This window comes from Caballeronia telluris (genome assembly GCF_001544495.1).
Lineage (GTDB): Bacteria > Pseudomonadota > Gammaproteobacteria > Burkholderiales > Burkholderiaceae > Caballeronia > Caballeronia telluris.
Map to the genome: position 1 here is coordinate 21,922 of NZ_FCNZ02000003.1, position 16,355 is coordinate 38,276.

General features: G+C 60.1%; 13 protein-coding genes. 7 read left to right on the forward strand and 6 right to left on the reverse strand.

The features are described from left to right. Positions 1–27: 27 nt before the first annotated feature. The 5 genes from AWB66_RS04755 to AWB66_RS04775 all read left to right on the forward strand — a co-directional run bounded on the left by AWB66_RS04755 (position 28) and on the right by AWB66_RS04775 (position 6,240). Positions 28–384 carry a hypothetical protein gene (locus AWB66_RS04755; protein ID WP_087629132.1) on the forward strand — a complete coding sequence of 119 codons (357 nt, stop codon included), beginning with the start codon at positions 28–30 and terminating at the stop codon, positions 382–384. Between the two features lie 191 nt (positions 385–575). Then, positions 576–1,163, forward strand: coding sequence for a hypothetical protein (locus tag AWB66_RS34245; RefSeq protein ID WP_235020988.1), 588 nt, complete (start codon positions 576–578; stop codon positions 1,161–1,163). 55 nt (positions 1,164–1,218) lie between these two features. Continuing rightward, positions 1,219–1,593: a WYL domain-containing protein gene (locus AWB66_RS34250; RefSeq protein ID WP_456151188.1), complete on the forward strand. Its 375-nt coding sequence runs from the start codon at positions 1,219–1,221 to the stop codon at positions 1,591–1,593. Between the two features lie 784 nt (positions 1,594–2,377). After that, a complete protein-coding gene (locus AWB66_RS04770) occupies positions 2,378–4,531 on the forward strand; it encodes an AAA family ATPase (protein WP_087629134.1) in 2,154 nt (717 codons plus the stop codon). Further along, positions 4,531–6,240 carry a LeoA/HP0731 family dynamin-like GTPase gene (locus tag AWB66_RS04775; RefSeq protein ID WP_087629135.1) on the forward strand — a complete coding sequence of 570 codons (1,710 nt, stop codon included), beginning with the start codon at positions 4,531–4,533 and terminating at the stop codon, positions 6,238–6,240. Before AWB66_RS04770 ends, AWB66_RS04775 begins: the two co-directional genes overlap by 1 nt. Before the next feature lie 233 nt (positions 6,241–6,473). On the opposite strand, the gene AWB66_RS34255 is transcribed toward AWB66_RS04775, so the two are convergent. Then, positions 6,474–6,629, reverse strand: a complete 156-nt coding sequence (locus AWB66_RS34255; protein ID WP_235020990.1) for a WCX domain-containing protein — start codon at positions 6,627–6,629, stop codon at positions 6,474–6,476. Between the two features lie 501 nt (positions 6,630–7,130). On the opposite strand from AWB66_RS34255, the gene AWB66_RS04785 reads away from it, so the two are divergent. Beyond that, positions 7,131–7,922 carry a hypothetical protein gene (locus tag AWB66_RS04785; RefSeq protein ID WP_087629136.1) on the forward strand — a complete coding sequence of 264 codons (792 nt, stop codon included), beginning with the start codon at positions 7,131–7,133 and terminating at the stop codon, positions 7,920–7,922. Positions 7,923–8,288: 366 nt separating this feature from the next. Here AWB66_RS04785 and AWB66_RS34260 read toward each other — a convergent pair whose 3' ends face one another. Beyond that, positions 8,289–10,358 carry a helicase-related protein gene (locus tag AWB66_RS34260; protein ID WP_235020991.1) on the reverse strand — a complete coding sequence of 690 codons (2,070 nt, stop codon included), beginning with the start codon at positions 10,356–10,358 and terminating at the stop codon, positions 8,289–8,291. 3 nt (positions 10,359–10,361) lie between these two features. Between AWB66_RS34260 and AWB66_RS34265 the strand changes: the two genes are divergently transcribed. Beyond that, positions 10,362–10,994 carry a hypothetical protein gene (locus tag AWB66_RS34265; protein ID WP_235020992.1) on the forward strand — a complete coding sequence of 211 codons (633 nt, stop codon included), beginning with the start codon at positions 10,362–10,364 and terminating at the stop codon, positions 10,992–10,994. A gap of 710 nt (positions 10,995–11,704) precedes the next feature. On the opposite strand, the gene AWB66_RS04795 is transcribed toward AWB66_RS34265, so the two are convergent. The 4 genes from AWB66_RS04795 to AWB66_RS04810 all read right to left on the reverse strand — a co-directional run bounded on the left by AWB66_RS04795 (position 11,705) and on the right by AWB66_RS04810 (position 16,310). Next, entirely contained in the window at positions 11,705–13,582 is a 1,878-nt protein-coding gene (locus tag AWB66_RS04795) for a phospholipase D family protein (protein ID WP_087629138.1), read from the reverse strand. Beyond that, complete coding sequence (locus AWB66_RS04800; RefSeq protein ID WP_087629139.1) at positions 13,576–14,841, reverse strand: DUF6361 family protein; 1,266 nt, start codon at positions 14,839–14,841, stop codon at positions 13,576–13,578. The genes AWB66_RS04795 and AWB66_RS04800 overlap by 7 nt, the downstream gene beginning before the upstream one ends. A 795-nt stretch (positions 14,842–15,636) precedes the next feature. Further along, on the reverse strand, positions 15,637–15,930 hold the full coding sequence (locus AWB66_RS04805; RefSeq protein ID WP_087629140.1) for a hypothetical protein: 294 nt from the start codon (positions 15,928–15,930) through the stop codon (positions 15,637–15,639). Positions 15,931–15,932: 2 nt separating this feature from the next. Then, positions 15,933–16,310, reverse strand: a complete 378-nt coding sequence (locus AWB66_RS04810) for a hypothetical protein (protein ID WP_087629141.1) — start codon at positions 16,308–16,310, stop codon at positions 15,933–15,935. Positions 16,311–16,355: the final 45 nt, after the last annotated feature.

Consider the following 16,355-nt stretch of genomic DNA (forward strand, 5'->3'; position numbering starts at 1 on the left):
GAGGCAGAACAGATGGCACTCTAATATTTGCGCGACGATGCGCTCTGCGCTGCGCTCGAATACTGCGGCATCCAGGCGAACGTCGAGTCGCGGGAACGGCACGCGCTGATACATGGTCGGCGACTGTCGATCCACTTCACCGACGGCACGCAGGTAAGCGTAGTTACAGACGAGGGCATGTCGTACTGGACCGTGCCTCAGGCGCTGATGCGTCAGAGCGTGGTCGGCTTCGACATGGACGGTGTGTCGGCCGGGCAGCTCGGCGAAACGCTTGCCGAGATTCGCATCAGCGTCGCAGGAAGCGACTTGCCAACGCTCATCTCGACCGACCGAACCACACAGACGAGTGGCACCGAACCGAGTGAACTGGTCGACGCGGGCTAAGGCGCGAATTCGCCCGCCCCCGCTCCCCGGCGGGCGTTGTTTTTTATACTCGCAAGGACCGCCGTACCAAAGTGCGGCTTCCGGGTGCGGGGGATCGCTGTCATCGGCGTTGTGAAACCGCGGTCTAAAGAATTTCGAAAATGTGCCGTTAAGGCAGGCTTGACCAGTTTTACCCCGAGTCCACTTCCGACATGCTGGATCGAGAAATCATGCAGGTCTTGCCCGACGCTGCCAAGGGCGAGGAGCCAATTTCCACTCCCGACGTACATCGCAAGCTCAGCGTCATGCTGCTCGATGCGCCGGTTGTGAAGACCGTGCAGCGACGGCTCGAAGAGATGCTCAGAGATTCGCTTGTTGTCATGGAGCAGCGCGGGAGGGCCAAGTATTGGCTCAAGGTCGCAGGAGCGAGCGGCCTCGCAGCGAAGGCTGCCGGCAGCATGACACACGACGAGGCGCTGGCGCTCCAGACGTTGCGTCGTTTTTCGACTTGGCGTATTCCGAAGTTGGTAGCGGACACGTTAGCCCCGCTGTTCGATGTGGCCGGCAAGCGGCTGGCTGCTGTCAATAGCGAGCATGAGCGGCGCTACCGCAAATGGATCGACAAGATCGAGGTAGAGGTCGGCAGCTTCACGCTGCAATATCCGGTGGTCGATTCCGACGTCTTCGCTGAAGTTTCGCAAGCGGTCTTTTACGAGCAGCAGCTTGAAATCGTTTACCAGCCACGCACGAAGGTCGATAACACCGATGCAAAGGTCGTCCACCCGCTTGGGGTTGGTTGAGGTGGGCGGGCTGGTTTATCTCGTGGCGGCGATGCCTCGCCATCCGAACCCGGCGATGTACCGGCTCGATCGTCTCCTGCGCGCCACCATCTTGCCCGAGTCGTTTGCATATCCGCGCGGGTTCAGGCTCTCGGAGTATGTACGGGAACAGCGTCAGTTCGACTTTATGGTCGAAGGTGTGGTTCATCTGAGGCTGCGGTTCACGAACGGCGCAGGCCATCATTTGCTGGAAGCGCCGCTGTCCGAGGATCAGCAGATCAGTCAGAGCGGCGACACACGTGAGGTGCACGGCACGGTGCTGTTGAGCCAGCGCTTACGGTGGTGGTTACGGGCATTTGGGCCGAACGTCGAGGTATTGGCGCCGGAGGGGCTGCGCTCCGAGTTGGCAGCAGAAGCGAGGGCACTGGCTGGGATTTACGAAGGCGGGTGAGATTATGAAAAGCGCAGTGCCGATGCATGAACTGATTGCAGAGTATGTGAAGCAACGCCGTCGCGCGGCTAGATCGGTATTTCTCGAGGGCGTTTGGACATGATTTGTCTGAAGGTGCGGTTAAGTTGATAGGGCGGCCTATCGATGCCGTCCTTTTACACCTCTCTCAGGAGAAAACATGTTCACGAATTGCAATTCCTCCCCGCTGCAACATCTGGCCGCGTTTGCGATTGTCTTCGTTGCAGCCGTGATGGGAACTGTAGCCGTAGGAGCGTATGTCGATTCGGTAACGAGCGATGCGCAACGCGGATGAATGACTTGTGTCGGGTAGCTGGTGAGCTTGAGGTCGCCCGCTACACATAACAAACAAACTACCAGAAGTGATATGACAGTACGCCCAGCGCCCTTTACGTTGGAATGTAATCAGTGCGGTTGGAAACATACGTTTGCCCCGCGTAGCGATGTCCTGATGCCGAACGCGGATATTCGTTCGCGTTGCCCGCGATGTGGCGCGTCTACATTGATTCGGTCACAGCCGAATTTGATCGAACGGATTTCCGCCCAATTCAAGCAGGTTTTGCAGCGCAAGTGATTGCAGCACAACGCACATGGGAATGGTTTGCCAGACCGTGAGCGAGTTAAGGCATGACCCGTGCAGTGAGCATCCGTCGTGTCAGTTCGATCAATTTTTAAGAACTTCATGGCAGGTTTTCTATGTCTATCGAGTTGGGGCGATATGCAACAAACTGACGGTACATCATCGATTGGCCTACACAAGGCAGTATTGAACGAAATCGACGATTTGCTTAGGCAGCTCAAGCCCGATGCGACTGCCCCGCGTGTTGCGAGCACGATGAAGCAGGTCGTCGATCTCGTCGCTCCAATTCATGACGATCTTGCGAAGCGCATAGAGGCCTTGCAACGGCACGCGCGCTGGGACACGTTCACGATTGCGTTTTATGGCGAAACGAACGCGGGCAAGTCGACGATCATCGAAACGCTGCGTATCCTGCTGCAAGAGCGAACGAAGACGGAGGCGCGCTCCGCGTTTCGCGTGAAAGAGGCCGAGTTCGGCATCAGCGAAGCATCGCTGGCGGCGCGTGCCGAGTCAATCGAGGTGAGCCGCGCGACGCTCGACGCGCAGCGCGAGCAAGTCGCCGAACGTAAAGCGCAACTCGACGCCGATCGCGATGCGCTCCAACAGGAACTGAATGGGCTGCGTCTCGCGATTGAGGCGAAGAAGCGGGCCGCATCGTTGTGGCAAAAGCTCGTGTGGCTGTTCAGCAAGCTGCCGGAGCAACTCGAATTCGCGCGTACGGGGCAGCAGCAGCGCGAACTTGTGGTTGCGCACGAGGTGGAGCGCGCACGGCTCGATGCGCAGCTCGACAACGCGCAAACGGCGCTTCAGTCGCTCGAAGCCCAGCAGGCGAAGGCGCATGCGATGCTCGACAGCCTCGTGCCGTTCGCGGACGGCCAGATTATCGGCACGGGCCGCTCCGACTACACGCTCGACGCACACGGCTACGAATTCGATGCGAACGGTCAGCGGTTCGAACTGCTCGACGTGCCCGGCATCGAGGGCAAGGAAGCACGCGTCATTGACAGCATTCTTGGCGCGGTGAAGGCCGCACACGCGGTGTTCTATGTAACCGGCAAGCCTTCGGCACCGCAGACCGGCGACAAGGACGGGCAAGGCACGCTCGAAAAGATTCGCGAGCATCTCGGCGATCAAACCGAAGTCTGGTCGATTTTCAACAAGCGCATCACGAATCCGATCCAGCTCGAAAAAGGGGATTTGCTGAACCAGGGCGAACGGGCGAGCCTTGCCGTGCTCGATGAGACGATGCGCGAGCATCTGGGCAACAACTATCAGCGTTACATCGCGTTGAGCGCGCAGCCTGCGTTTCTGGCGGCGGCCGATTGTCTTGTGCCGGGCTCGGACGCCGCGCGCGGCCGCGAGAAGTTCCTTGCGAAGGCGAGTCCCGCGGACGTGCTCGCGAGGTCAGGTTTCCAGTCGTTTCTCGACTGGCTGAGCCGAGGCATGGTGACCGATAGCGATGCGCGTATCCGTGCCTCGAACGTTCATAAAGTGCGCAGCGCCGTGCGGACGGCAGCCGGCACGATCGCGCTGATCCAGCGTGACAAGGTCGCGCCACTTGCGGCGGACGTTCAGCGCGACTGGGCCCACGTCAGCGAGCAGCTGGAACTCGCGGTGAGCGCGCTCGGCCCCGCGTTGCAAACGCATGCGGACGCCGCGATCCGGACGTTCGAAACGCGCGTGCGCGAGCAGATTTACGAGCGGATCAAGGACGGCATCGATAACGACGACGTGAAGGACGCGCTGAGTGCGGCGATGAGGCGCGAGCAGGCGAAGCTTGAATCGGCCCTGCCGACGCTGATGGAGAGGGAACTCGCGCGTTTCCAGCGGGACGTGAGCGATACGCTTGAACGCTTCCAGCGGCGCATCGAGGAACTACAGGATGCGTATCGATCAATCGACACGCCGACACTCGGTAGCTTCGAATTGAACATGAAGTTCGATAGCGGCGTAAATTACATATCGCTAATTGCGGCGCTCGCAGGGGGGCTAATGATGATCTGGAATCCCGCCGGCTGGGTGTCGCTTGCCATCGGCGGAGTGACGCTTGTCGTGAGTATCGCGAAAGCAGTCTGGGGCTTCTTCGACAGTGATTACAAGAAATCGCAGCAGCGCAAGGCCGCGAACGAGAACATCGGGCGCGTCGTCGGCCGCATGGAAGACGCGATGAAAAGCAGTTGCGACAAGGCGATGGAGAGCGTTAAGACGCGCATCGACGAGATTGCTGCCGAAGTCGAGCGATCGGTCAATCAGGTGGCGCAAATCAATTCAACGCTGATCCGCGTTAGCGCGAATCTCGCGCAATTGTCTACAACGATTTCCGAAACAGAGGCAGTGTAATGGAACAGACACTCAAGTCTTTCAAGGAACGGCAGGCGGAAACGTTGAAGGTGCTCAGCGATCTGCGATCGTTCCTCGCGCAAGGCGAAGCGTTCGGTATCGACACCGACACGAACGTCAAGACGAAGCTCGACAATGCGATCCGCAGCATGGAGGAGGACAAGCTGCGCGTCGTGCTGATCGGCGGTTTTTCCGAAGGCAAGACGGCGATCGCGGCCGCGTGGCTCGAACGGCTCGACAAGTCGACAATGAAAATCAGCCATGAGGAATCGTCGAATGCAGTGACGGTCTATGAGGCGAGCCCCGATTGCCTGTTGATCGACACGCCGGGTCTGTTCGGCTTCAAGGAGCAGTTCGACGCGCAAACCAATACGCTCGAAAAGTACAAGGAACTCACGCGCAAGTACGTGAGCGAGGCGCATCTCGTGGTCTACGTGATGGACCCGACGAACCCGATCAAGGAGAGCCATCGAGACGATCTCACCTGGCTGTTCCGCTCGCTGAACTTGCTGCCGCGCACGGTCTTCGTGCTGAGCCGCTTCGACGCGGTCGCGGATGTCGAGGACGAGCACGAATATGCGAAGCTCTTCTCGATCAAAAAAGACAGCGTGGCGGGCCGCCTGCGCGATCTGATCGCGCTGACCGACGCGGAGGCCGCGGAGCTCGCCGTGGTGGCCGTCGCTGCCGATCCGTTCGAGATGGGCACCGAATACTGGCTTGCGGACCTCGAGCGTTTTCGCGCACTCTCGCGCATCGAGCTGCTTCAGCACGCGACGTCGGAAAAAGTTTCGGCGGCGGGAGGCATCGCGGCCGTCGTCGACGAAACGCGGCGCAGTATCGTGCGCGACGTGCTTGGCAAGCAATTGCCTATTGCCGTCCATAACGATGACCGCATTGCGCAGGAAGTGAACCGCCTCGAAACGATGAACAACCAGTTACGCAAGCAACTGATTTCATCCGATGCACGTATCAACGATGTGCGCATTGGTCTGCGCAGCTTTCTGACAGACTTCTTCACCGATCTGATCCTGCAGGCGCGTGGTCAGTCGATGGACACGTTCGCGGAATTCTTCGAGCGCAATATTGGTTCCGACGGGGTGGTGCTCAACGCGAATCTGCAAAACGCGTTCGATCAGCAGATGCGCTCGGTGAAATTCGAGGTCAGCAAGATGGCCGTCGGTTTCGACGCGGAGGTGAATCATTTCAACGCGAGCGTGCGTGCGTACGGTAAGCAGGGAATCGATTACGTAGTCAAGAGCGGCCTGATCAACAACACGTCGGTGCTGGCGGCGCGCGATGGTATTGTCGGTGTCGCGAAGGTGGTCGGTCTCGATCTCGGCAAGATGTTGAAGTTCAAGCCGTGGGGCGCCGTCAATCTCGCGAAGGGGCTTAACGGCCTGCTGTCGGCGTTCGGGCTCGCGCTCGAAATCTGGGACTCGGTGGAGCAGATGAAGCGCGAACAGGCGTTTCGCAAAGTGCTCGACAAGATGGTCGAGAACTTTGAGAACCAGCGCGCGGAATTGCTGGGTTTGGTCGGCGGATCGCATTTCGAGGATCAGTTTTTCCCGGAACTCGTCGATTTGCGCGCCAACGTAACGGCGGTCGAGCAAAGCGTCGTAGTGGGACGCGAGAAGCGCGAGCAGTTCCATCGCTGGCGCGATCAGGGCGAAGCGATCGATGCGGAGTTCCGGATGCTGGATGAAGTTTGATCAGGCCTTGCGTTAATTCCACGGTCCGCCGCTGGTCATGCCGCCCGCAGTCTGGGCGGTGTGCGATTCCCGTACGTTGCCCGTCGTTCTGTTCAGCGTTCGGAAAAGTAGTATCTCAAGCCGCTTGCCAGATTGGCCGTTTTTTGCACCTACACTTTAGACTGACCCAAGAAGCGCTCGTGCGAGTAACACTGCATTGCGTGAATTCTCTTCAATGCGACGCACCGCATGACTCAGGCTGTCGTGCCGTAGCGCTTTGCCAACGCGCCCCCGTCGCGCGCAAACTCATCCCGAAGCGTGGTTGGCGCCAGGATTTCCGCCGCAGGGCCAAGCGAGCGAAGCCACCGTCGCAGTTTCACGCTGGGGACCACCGTCCCGATCACCTTCATGCGACCATCGGAAAGCCGCTCAAACGTTTAGTCTTTCGACATACGCCGCTCTTTCAGTCGCTTCGCCTCTATCGGTTCCAGCGCAAGCTCCAGTACAACTGGGGCCTCCGGGCAAAAACTCGAAAACCTGATCGTTTGTAATCGTGTCATGCAGCCGGAAATCGCGCGGATACGCAGACTTATCCCCGGAATCGACCGCCGAAATGATTCGGTCCAGCCTGAACAAAGTTCTAAGCCAATTGGGCTTGCCTTCGTCGTCGGGCCTTGGCGGGTGTTCCGCACTCTGGGCGATCATGTACATGAGTCCGGCTGACTCGACCAGCGCGAGCGGCCAAAGTCGCCGCAGCTTGAAGTCGTCCGTCTTCTCCTCCCTATAGGCTTGGCGATATCGCACATGCAGTGCGCGCTATTCGGATGCGTGGGCTGGGACCAGAACCGGAACCTCAGGGCACTTCGGTCGTTTACTCAACACGGCCGACACAACTCAGACGGAGCAACGAGATGTCTTTTAGTGTTACCGATGACACGGCAGCTCTCACAGCGGCGATCAATGGTTTCAACGCGGCGTACCATGTGGATTACTTCACGGTCCGTACCAAGGCAGTAGACTATCTCTCGGAGCCGCCATCTACCGTGTCCGCAAGCCGGTTGGCACTCGCTCTCATAAAGGTGTTGGAAAGCTGGGGCACAGGTAAGCGCGGCGCACCGGCTTGTCGCCCAGTGGATTCTGCAACAGAGGCGCTATGCAATCCGGCGATCCACCAGAAACTGACGAATCTGGCGAATAGCTTTGAATTTCTATCCGTGGCCAATGGCACACGAAGCCTCAAGGTCGACTCCCCATTCGAGACCGTCGATGAGTTTGATGGTTGCCTGATTGAAAGCCTGAATGAACTAGCGGCCGGCTTGCTGGTGGGTAACACGAATGTAACCTATCCCATGAAAGCCTTGCTGCTGATTACCGGGCTGATGCCCGCGTACGATAGTCAGGTGAGGGGCGGCTTGGCCGTCGCTGGCGTGTCCGGCGTTAATAGGACGCGCTATCTCCTACCGGTTCAAGACTGCCCGGACGCCAAGAAAATTTGCGTCTTGCCGTTTTATATCGGTGATTGTATTTCTCGTACGCTCCCCATCCTCAACAAGGCTATCGAGAACAGCAGCTATCCCATGCTGAAAGGTCAGCATGGCCGCCTATTTGACGTACTACTTTTTGTGCAACGCAACCTCACATCGGAGGCGGCCCTAATTAGCTTCTCCGCAGCACAATCTTCTCGGCGGTGGTACGCGATTTAAAGTCCGAGACCCGCACAAAAGCCTCGGGCCATGGGTTGTCGCGGTTGTAACCGTCCAATTCCCGACGTGGCACGACCGGCTTCTAAAGCCAGGTTGAGCGTACCGGTCGTCGGGCACCTGTCGGAACAGAAGCCGTCGTTCAAGCGGCTGTCCCGGCGAATCCACGAGGAATTACTCTTGGCTAGCTACCTGCCTCACGCGGATGTCGCTGCGCGACCCGTTGCAGCTAGTCGCGCGGTCAGGGGGTAACGGCAGGTACCCGCCGGCGCATACCTGACATTCGCACGCCGAAACGAGCGAGCGCCACGTTTCACGAATAACGTGAGCACGTGCGCTAACCGCGTCTCGACCAAGGCGCGTCGAGCTTTATTTCTCCGCACCAGGCAATTGATCGTCGTGCGACGCGAATGGATTGATATCGAACGTCCCGTTCGCATCGTCCTCGTGCGCGGAGAACGACTTGGTCACCATGATCGCGGTGTCGTCGGCGGGAATCTCGATCGGATCGGAGGCCGCATGCAGGTAGTTCAGCGGCGCGAGGTCGATCATCAGCTTGCGCTGGATCTCGGCAATTTCCGCGGCGTCGAATTCGCGGCACAACAGATTTTCGAGCAGTTCCTGTTGACGCGGCTGGCCGAACGCGAGCCGGTACAGCGAGAGGATTTTCAGCAATTCGTCGAGGCGCGTGGCTTCGCGGCTCATCGGCAAGTACGGTACGAATCGCTCGATGCGAGCCTGCCCGACCGGCATGTGCCAGTATGGTACTAGGTCGCTTGAGCGTGCGTTTGCCGCGAGGCGGCGCGCGGATTTCGCGTGCCCGAACCATGCGGCCCACACATCGCCGCCATCCGCAGCAACCGGCGTATTGGCGATGTACTCGGCGACGCGGCGACGCACCACCAGGGATTTGTAGCGGTTCACGCGTCCTTCGCGCTGCTCCAGGTCGATTGGATTCGCTGGCAGATTCCAGTGGACAACGCGCGAGCAATACCAGTGGAAGTCCAGCCCCTCCTGACCAATCGACGTGGAGTTCAGCATGAACGGCCAGAACGGCGAGTTGAATGCATCGCGCACGTTGCTTATCCGCTCGACAGCCTGCTGGTCGGTGCTGCGCTGATTGCTGATCGAAACCGCATAGTGGCAGCGGAACCGGACTGCGGCGCCATTGATGCGCTGGACCTGCGCCGTCACGCTGCCCGCGCGCAAACGTGTTGTTTCGTTGAGCCGGGCCATCGCTTCAGCCGCGTCGAGACCACTCGAGTGGAGCAGATGCAGGTATTCGTCGAACATCGCCTGAACATTGCCGCTCACGCAGTAATCCAGCGCGGCCATCCAGAACGGGATTTGCCGGTCGCGTCGGCTCTTCTTCAGGATGCGCCGTCCTTCCGGGTTGTTAAACACCTGAACGAAGTCGATTGCGCCGACGCCCGCGCGCCGTGCCAACTCGCGGTCGCCCTTGCTCCATATGCGCTCGAGGCTGGTCAGCACACTCACGGCAGGTCCGGCGATTGCCAGTTTCGCAAGAAAGCAGGGCAGATCGTCGGGCATCGGGCCGAGATCGAGCGCCGGCTCGTCGAGCCGCCCACGCAAGATGTCGATAACGTCGCGCCGGCCGGACGCGTCAGCCGACTGGCCCGCATTACACCGGAAGTCATCGAGCCACTGCTCGCACGCGGCGCGTGGCGACAGTACGTTGCGGCCGGCATCTGCACCGGTGGAGTCGGTCCAGTCGAGCAAGAACGGCGCGAGCGCATACCACAGATCGGGATGACGCGGCGCGGGTCCGGCGAAGCGTTGCAGTCGTTGCAAACCGTCCGCCAGAAGATTCTTCATTTCGTTGACGAGTGTCTCCGAACTCTTGCCCAAAGCCTCGTCGCGCACCGGCGCGAGATCGCAGAGCGTCCTCGACGGATAGACGAAGCCCCAAGGCGCGAGCGTCTTCGGGTTGTCGAAGCGGATGATGTCACCGGTCGGTCGATCCTCGAAATACTTGGCATTGTCTCCCGCAGCGCGCAGCAGACGACGTTCGGCCTCATAGGAAATGAGACCGCTCAGCGCTCGCGGCGCGAGTAGCAAGCTTGAGAACAGCAGCGTTTTTGTGAACTGTGCATTGGTGGCGAACGATCCTTCGTGGTTGTAGTAAGGTCGGCTCGGAGGAATCCACAGCAGCATTTCGGCGCCGTTTCCGAACACAGCTCTCGTCACTTCGCGCAACCTGGCGTGCGGCGCGTCTTTATCCAGCTTGACTGCATAGGCGTCCAGCCTGTCGCGCGGGATCCATGCCGCTTTGGCCCGGCTCAGCGCGGCTTTCACTTCAGGAACGTTTTTGTGCGACTCGATGTACGTGCGCAGCTTGTAATCGCCAAGAAACGACAGCGGCCACGGCGCCGATTTATAGAACTCCATCAACGGCAAGTGATGGATGGTCGGCTGCACGTCGTGCAGAACCTGACCGACCTTGTCGAAAGCAACGAACGCGTCGATCTCGGTGCGAGTGAACGTCGAGCTGCACGGCAGATGCCTCGCGTGCGTCACGTTCTCTACACCGCACCCGATCGATGCACGTTCGGTCCGGCATATGTAAGGGCGCAGCGCGGACTCGACAGCATTCTTCGGCTGCCCGTCGAGGTCGGCGGGCCGTACCGACGGATCGCGCAGGAGCAGGATCTCCTTGAGCAGTGCTTCGCGCGCCTTCGTGTACCTTTCCCATGGCGCGGTTTCGCCGCTCGCGATGAAACGCAGCAGGTGCTGGAGCTGCTCGGCGTGTGCATCTTCTTCGTCGTCGATATGTGTGAGCGCCTTATACGGCGTGGCCGACAGGAGCAGGATCTTGCCGGCGCCCTCGCGTGTCTCATCGAACACCTTGTGGGCGATGATGCCGTCCTCACTGTCGTCGTTGCGGCCGAGCAGCTCCTTGAAACGCTGAAACTCGTCAAGGATGAACAGATCGGCTTCGAGATTGCCCGCGCACGCGTGCATGAACCGCAGACGCAACTCGGTGAGGATGCGGTTGAATGCCTGTGGACAAGCTGCTTTGTTGCACGCATACAGCGTCGCGCAGCCGCGCAGTAGTTCGAACCAGTCGCCATATGGCACGTGCGCCTTGTTGAGCTCGGCGAGGTCGTCGCGCGCTAGCGGTGCTGCGCCGTTCAACGACGCATGAAACGCGTCACGCACGCTGCGCACGATACCGCCCTCACGCGGCCAGCCGTCGTCATTGGGCCTCCACGAATCGCCCACTTCCTGCCGGAAGAAGTCCTCCAGCGCGCCGAGGTCCGAGCCGCAGAGCTGCGGATGCTCGGCCAGCGCACGGAAAATGATGTAGCGTTCCTTGGCATTGCCCTTGCCTCGACGCTTCACTCCGAACGACGTCGCCGGCGTTAGCGTACACACCTCGATCAGCTTGCCGCGACCATCGTGATCGCGCGCGACGCCGAGTTCGGCGAGTCGCCAGAAAGTTGGAGCCTGCACGTAGGTGGCCGCGTCCTTGTCCGGGAAAATAGCGAGCTTTCGGCGGTTTTCGTTGGCAAGCGTCTGATTTGAGCAGATGTAAGTCACGCGCAGCGGCCTCGCGGGCTCGTCGCCATGCATCGTCAGATGGCGCAGCAGCATCCTGGCGATCACACCGCGCGCAACCACCGTCTTGCCGAGCCCGACCTCGTCGGCCACCAGCAAGCGGTTCTGCTGTGCTTTGTCGAAGCGTTGCATTACCGCATCGACCGTCGCCCGCTGGAAATCGGTGAGCTTGGCGAAAGAGGCTGCGATCAATTCCCGTTTCCTGCTCATCGGCGATTCCTTGCGAGAGGCGCAAAGTGGCGCCACAGATTGAAAAAGACTTCCGGCACAACCATCTTCAGCTTGTCCAACCGCTTGACGAGCTGGCCGACGCGCTCCAGATGCTCGGGATTACGCGCCGCCGCCAGCATCAACTGTTCGAACAGCGCGTCGCTGCCGTCGAAGCCGAACATGTCGGAGACATCGTTGCCTTGACGGTCGGCGCGCAACACCCGGCGTTTATCGGGCGACGGGTCCAGCAGCATGCGTACGTAGTTGAGGAACTTCTCAGGCGTGTCCACAAGTTCGCGCACCACGGCATCCTCGCGATTGACGCCAGCCGGCAGGACAAGACGCGCCTGGATGACCAGTGATTCCTTGACCGCGCCGTCTTGCCCGCAGATTTGTAGCGGCACGAGCGCGCTCAGCTGCGTCAGCGCGAGATCGTTCCATTCGACGCCGTTCAACAGCGGCTTCCAGACGCCCAACCGGCTCAGCAGACCCACATTCACATGCAAGCCGTCCGGAACGTCAGACAGCGCGAAGTTCGTCGCCAGCACGAGACGATAGCGGCCGGTCTGGTCCGCGCGCGCGTCGAGCTTCCAGTCGGAGGCGATCAAGCGGTGCGCAAGCATGCGCAGCTTTTGCCGGTCCGACTCCTGTTCGCTGACGTCGAGCGGCGTGAACGTATGCGGCACCACGAAGTGGTTGCCTTCATCGCCGGTCCATTGCCGCAACAGCACGTCAATGCCGACCTTCGCTTCGGCGCCGCTCAGCCGCAACATGAATTCGGTGTTGCGTGGCGTGTCCGCAAGCGATCCGCCCAGTGCGGCAATCGTCGCGTTCGCCGAACCGAGGTGCCAGTGCGCGGTCTGTCCGCTGTGGCTCACGATCAGCTTCGCATGAAGATTCTGGCTGCGCGCGTGCTCCTCCTCGCGCTGCTCCTCGCCATCGACAATGCGATCGTTCAGCGCGTAGCAGTCCCAGCCCGAGAGCGCCTGCTGCCCGAGCGCATCCAGCGAGTCGCTACGGCTCAGCAGCATGCGCCTGCCTTTCACATCGCTGCCAAGCCAGTCAAGCGCCTTCTTCTCCGATGCATCGAGAAACGGCGACACGACAAGCAGCTCGTCCTTCGCATCGCCGAAGTTCAGCGGAGTGCCGAAGCGTTCGTCGGGGTCTGCGATGTGCGCACCGCCGCCAGGCAACATGCGCGGGTCGCGGAACGGCTGCGGTGGCTCCCACTGCATGCGCCGGAGATCGCGGATCATCGATTTCAGTGGCTCGAAGCCTGGTGCATACGGTTGCAGCGATTCGACGAACCACGCAAGCGCGTCGTCGCTGCGCGCCGACTGGGCAGACGGTTGGCCGTCGAGGCTCGCCGTCACATCCCAACTGCGGTCGAACGTCAAGTTGCGGCTCATGACGAGCAGCCTGTATCTGCGCTCCGGATCGGGCGTGGTCGATCCGCGCCAGTCTTTTCGCACGTAGCGCAGTAGCCACAGCTTAGGATGAAACGACGAAAATGCCGCGCTGCGCTCGCTGTCCTGAGCGGTCGGTACGATTGGAGCGAGCATGGGCTCCAGCAGACCGAAGAGCCGGTTGAACTCCGGTGGCACGTGGATGTTGCCGCGCTGATAGAACACCTTCAGCTTGCCGCCCAGTTGGCTGATCGCGTCGAGCAGCGCAATTTTCTCGCCGGCGAGATCACCTTCGAGCGTGTTGCCGAGCACTAGCGACACGGGCAGCACCAGCAGCGCGTCGAGGTCGAGCGAATAGGTTGTCGCAATTGCCGCGTCGAGCTCATACGCGACACCGCCGGTCTCGTCAGGCGGGGGAGGCCGCAGCAGGTGACCGTAGTCGCAGCGACTGGATGCGGGATTCAGCATGCGAGCCCCTCCCGAATGTCCGTGAGGATCTGCCTTGCCTGCGGCCAGCGATATTGCAGCGTATAGATGCCAACCCAGCCCGTGTCCGCGGGCAGCGAGCGTTGTAAAAGCGAACGGTTGCCCTTGTTGGCGTTCGCTTGTTCGCGCACCAGTGCGTCGAGTTGTTGTGTCGGCGTGTTATCAGCGCTCATGGATTCATGCCAACGCCGGATGAAGCGGCGCGTGTTGGTACTGACGCCAACCTGCAACGCGATGGACGGCGATAACCATTCGTCGATGGCCTGTGCATTGAAGAGATCGTCGTCTATTGCTTCGGCGTGCCATTCGTCGAATTCCTGACTCAGCTCTTCTGCGCGCTCAGTCTGTTCGAGCTTCGCCGCGATCAGATAGTTGAATCGCAGATGCGCGCCGAGAAATGCCTTGCTGAAGCGGGCTGCATTGCGCGCGGTCGCACGGCAGATTTCAGACACTTGCGGTAACGCTTGAAGGGCGTGGCTGAGCGCTTCGAAATTTTCGGCGCCTAGCAGTGTGCCGTCGCGAAACAGATCCGTGTTGATCAGTTGGGCGGGGACGCTGTGCTTTAGCGCTTCAACGTAACGGAGTTTGTTGTAGAGCAGTTCGGCTTCCGGGCGCGTTAGCGCGATCCGAATGTCTTCGTGCCAGTCGTGGCTGCGGCGCGGCACGGTGGCAACGAGGCGCCGGCGCTTCATCACATCGTCGTCTTCACCGATGTCGATCTCGGCGTCGTCGCGCAGCAGACGGTCGGCCGTTTGCTGCTCGCTTGCGCTGCGGCAGAATTCGGCGATCGACAGCTCGGTATCGACGAGGCCGAACTTCCGCAGGCCGGCCCAGTACGCCGACGACGGCCGCCGCGAAGCTCCGCCCTTGCCGACCCGCTCTCTGCCGATGATGCCGACCGGAAACGGTTCGCCTTGCTCCCTCTGATCCGTCTCGTGGTTGTGCACCAGTCGTTCGGCCAGATGGTCTTCCGATTCTTTCAGATACGACTCCAGCGAGCGGCGGCGCCGCTCCTTCGGCGTCAGCACCCAATAGTCGGCGAAAATCTGCGGCACGGTAACGAAGTATTTCGCCCGCGTCTGAACGGTCGAGAAACCTGGGAAAAGACTATCCGAGAAAGCGTCGCGCAACTGACCAATACCGAGTTCGTCGAGCGTGCCGGCTTCACTCAAGAGCGCAAGTACGCCATTCACCCGTTCGCGATCGGTCGAAGAGAAATCAATCCATCCAACGCTGCTCAATACGCCTCCCGTGACAGATCGTTATTCAAGTTAAGACAGTTCGCTGGCCGATCAACTCATGGCCAACGCAGCGACGTAGCCGCATCGGCAAACAGAATGAAACTGACGGGAAGCGTCAGTGTTTCTTCAAAACTGCTTGCAGTCCACATGTCATCCATGTTCGCGCGCGCCATTCAGCGATGCGTGTTGTACGGCAATGGGCGCAAAAACTTTAGCACTAGACGGCGCGACAACTTTTCGAAGCACGATCCGCTATCGATCTAGCCGTCTTCTAACGGTTGTAGTCGCATCATTCCACCCAGACGCGGGTGCTCTGCAGGTCGATTATCAATGCAGGTTGGGACATTTCCTGTCCCATGAGTGGAAAGAAAATGACCCGAATTGTCGCGCGGCCAAGAGACCGCGGTCGATGACGCGACCGGAGAGATTCCCCGATGGAATGTCTCTTAGGCAGAGTGATACGGGCGTTCGGATCACAGAATAGCCGAACGACTATCCCTTGTTTAGGCAGCGGGCGTTCCCATCACGGCCCGGGTCTGCCCTTGTTTCCGATCTGCGACCGCCAGGAAAGGCCGTGCTTCAGCGGTTCAATGTGCCCACCTTGACCGTGGTGTGCCCCTTTTGACACGTTTTTGCTCGCGCTACCGGGTATGCACTGCGCCGGATGGGACGAAGTTATCCGGGCACCTGCAAAAAAAATGGCACTGGAGTGAGCGAGCGCCCCAAGGGCGCTTGCGCTTAGACGAGACGAGCATGGATTCTCAATCCTGCTGGTACGCCTTTACCGTCATCGTGTCAGTAATCGTCGGGCAGCATGATCGTCGTCGCCGAGCGGTCCGCCTCGGTGATGATCCACACTTTCCCGCCACCTGGCAGCGCGTAGCTCGACAGCAGACGCTTGCCGGTCAGTACGGCCAGTTCGTTTGCCGCCAGGTCTTCTACGTGCAGATCACCCCAGTCCCCGTGAATATGCCTTGCCAGCAGCAGAACGGAAAGAATACCAGCTGCATCGAGCGCGGCTTGCGCCGCGGGTGTGATGGCAAGTTCGCCCATCGGAAACCGCGCGCCGTTCTTCGTATGCCGGCTCATGGTCAGATTCCCTCCACGTAGTCGGGGGCCGGCCACTTGGGATAGCCGCGACCGGACTTTGAAGTACGCCGTGCCTCGCTACCGACCACGACTTCATCGAATCTCTCGATCGTGGTGTTCGAGCGATCCCATTCCGTGATCACGAGAATTCGCGTGTGGTCCGGCAGGCGGTAGATGGACAGCAGCCGCAGGCCGGCTGCGATCGACAGATCGTTCTGCGCCTTGTCGTCGCCGGAAACAATGCCCCAGTCGCCAGCAATGTGACGCAGCATGATGCTGATGACTGGAACGCCGTTCCCGCGCAATACGGCAAGCGCAGCGGGCGTGATGAGCAACTTGCCCGGATGAAACAACGGTTTGAGACGTGTGGGCTGATTCATATGACAGCTCCTGAAAATGGACGAGCACGCCCCTCCGGAGCGAGC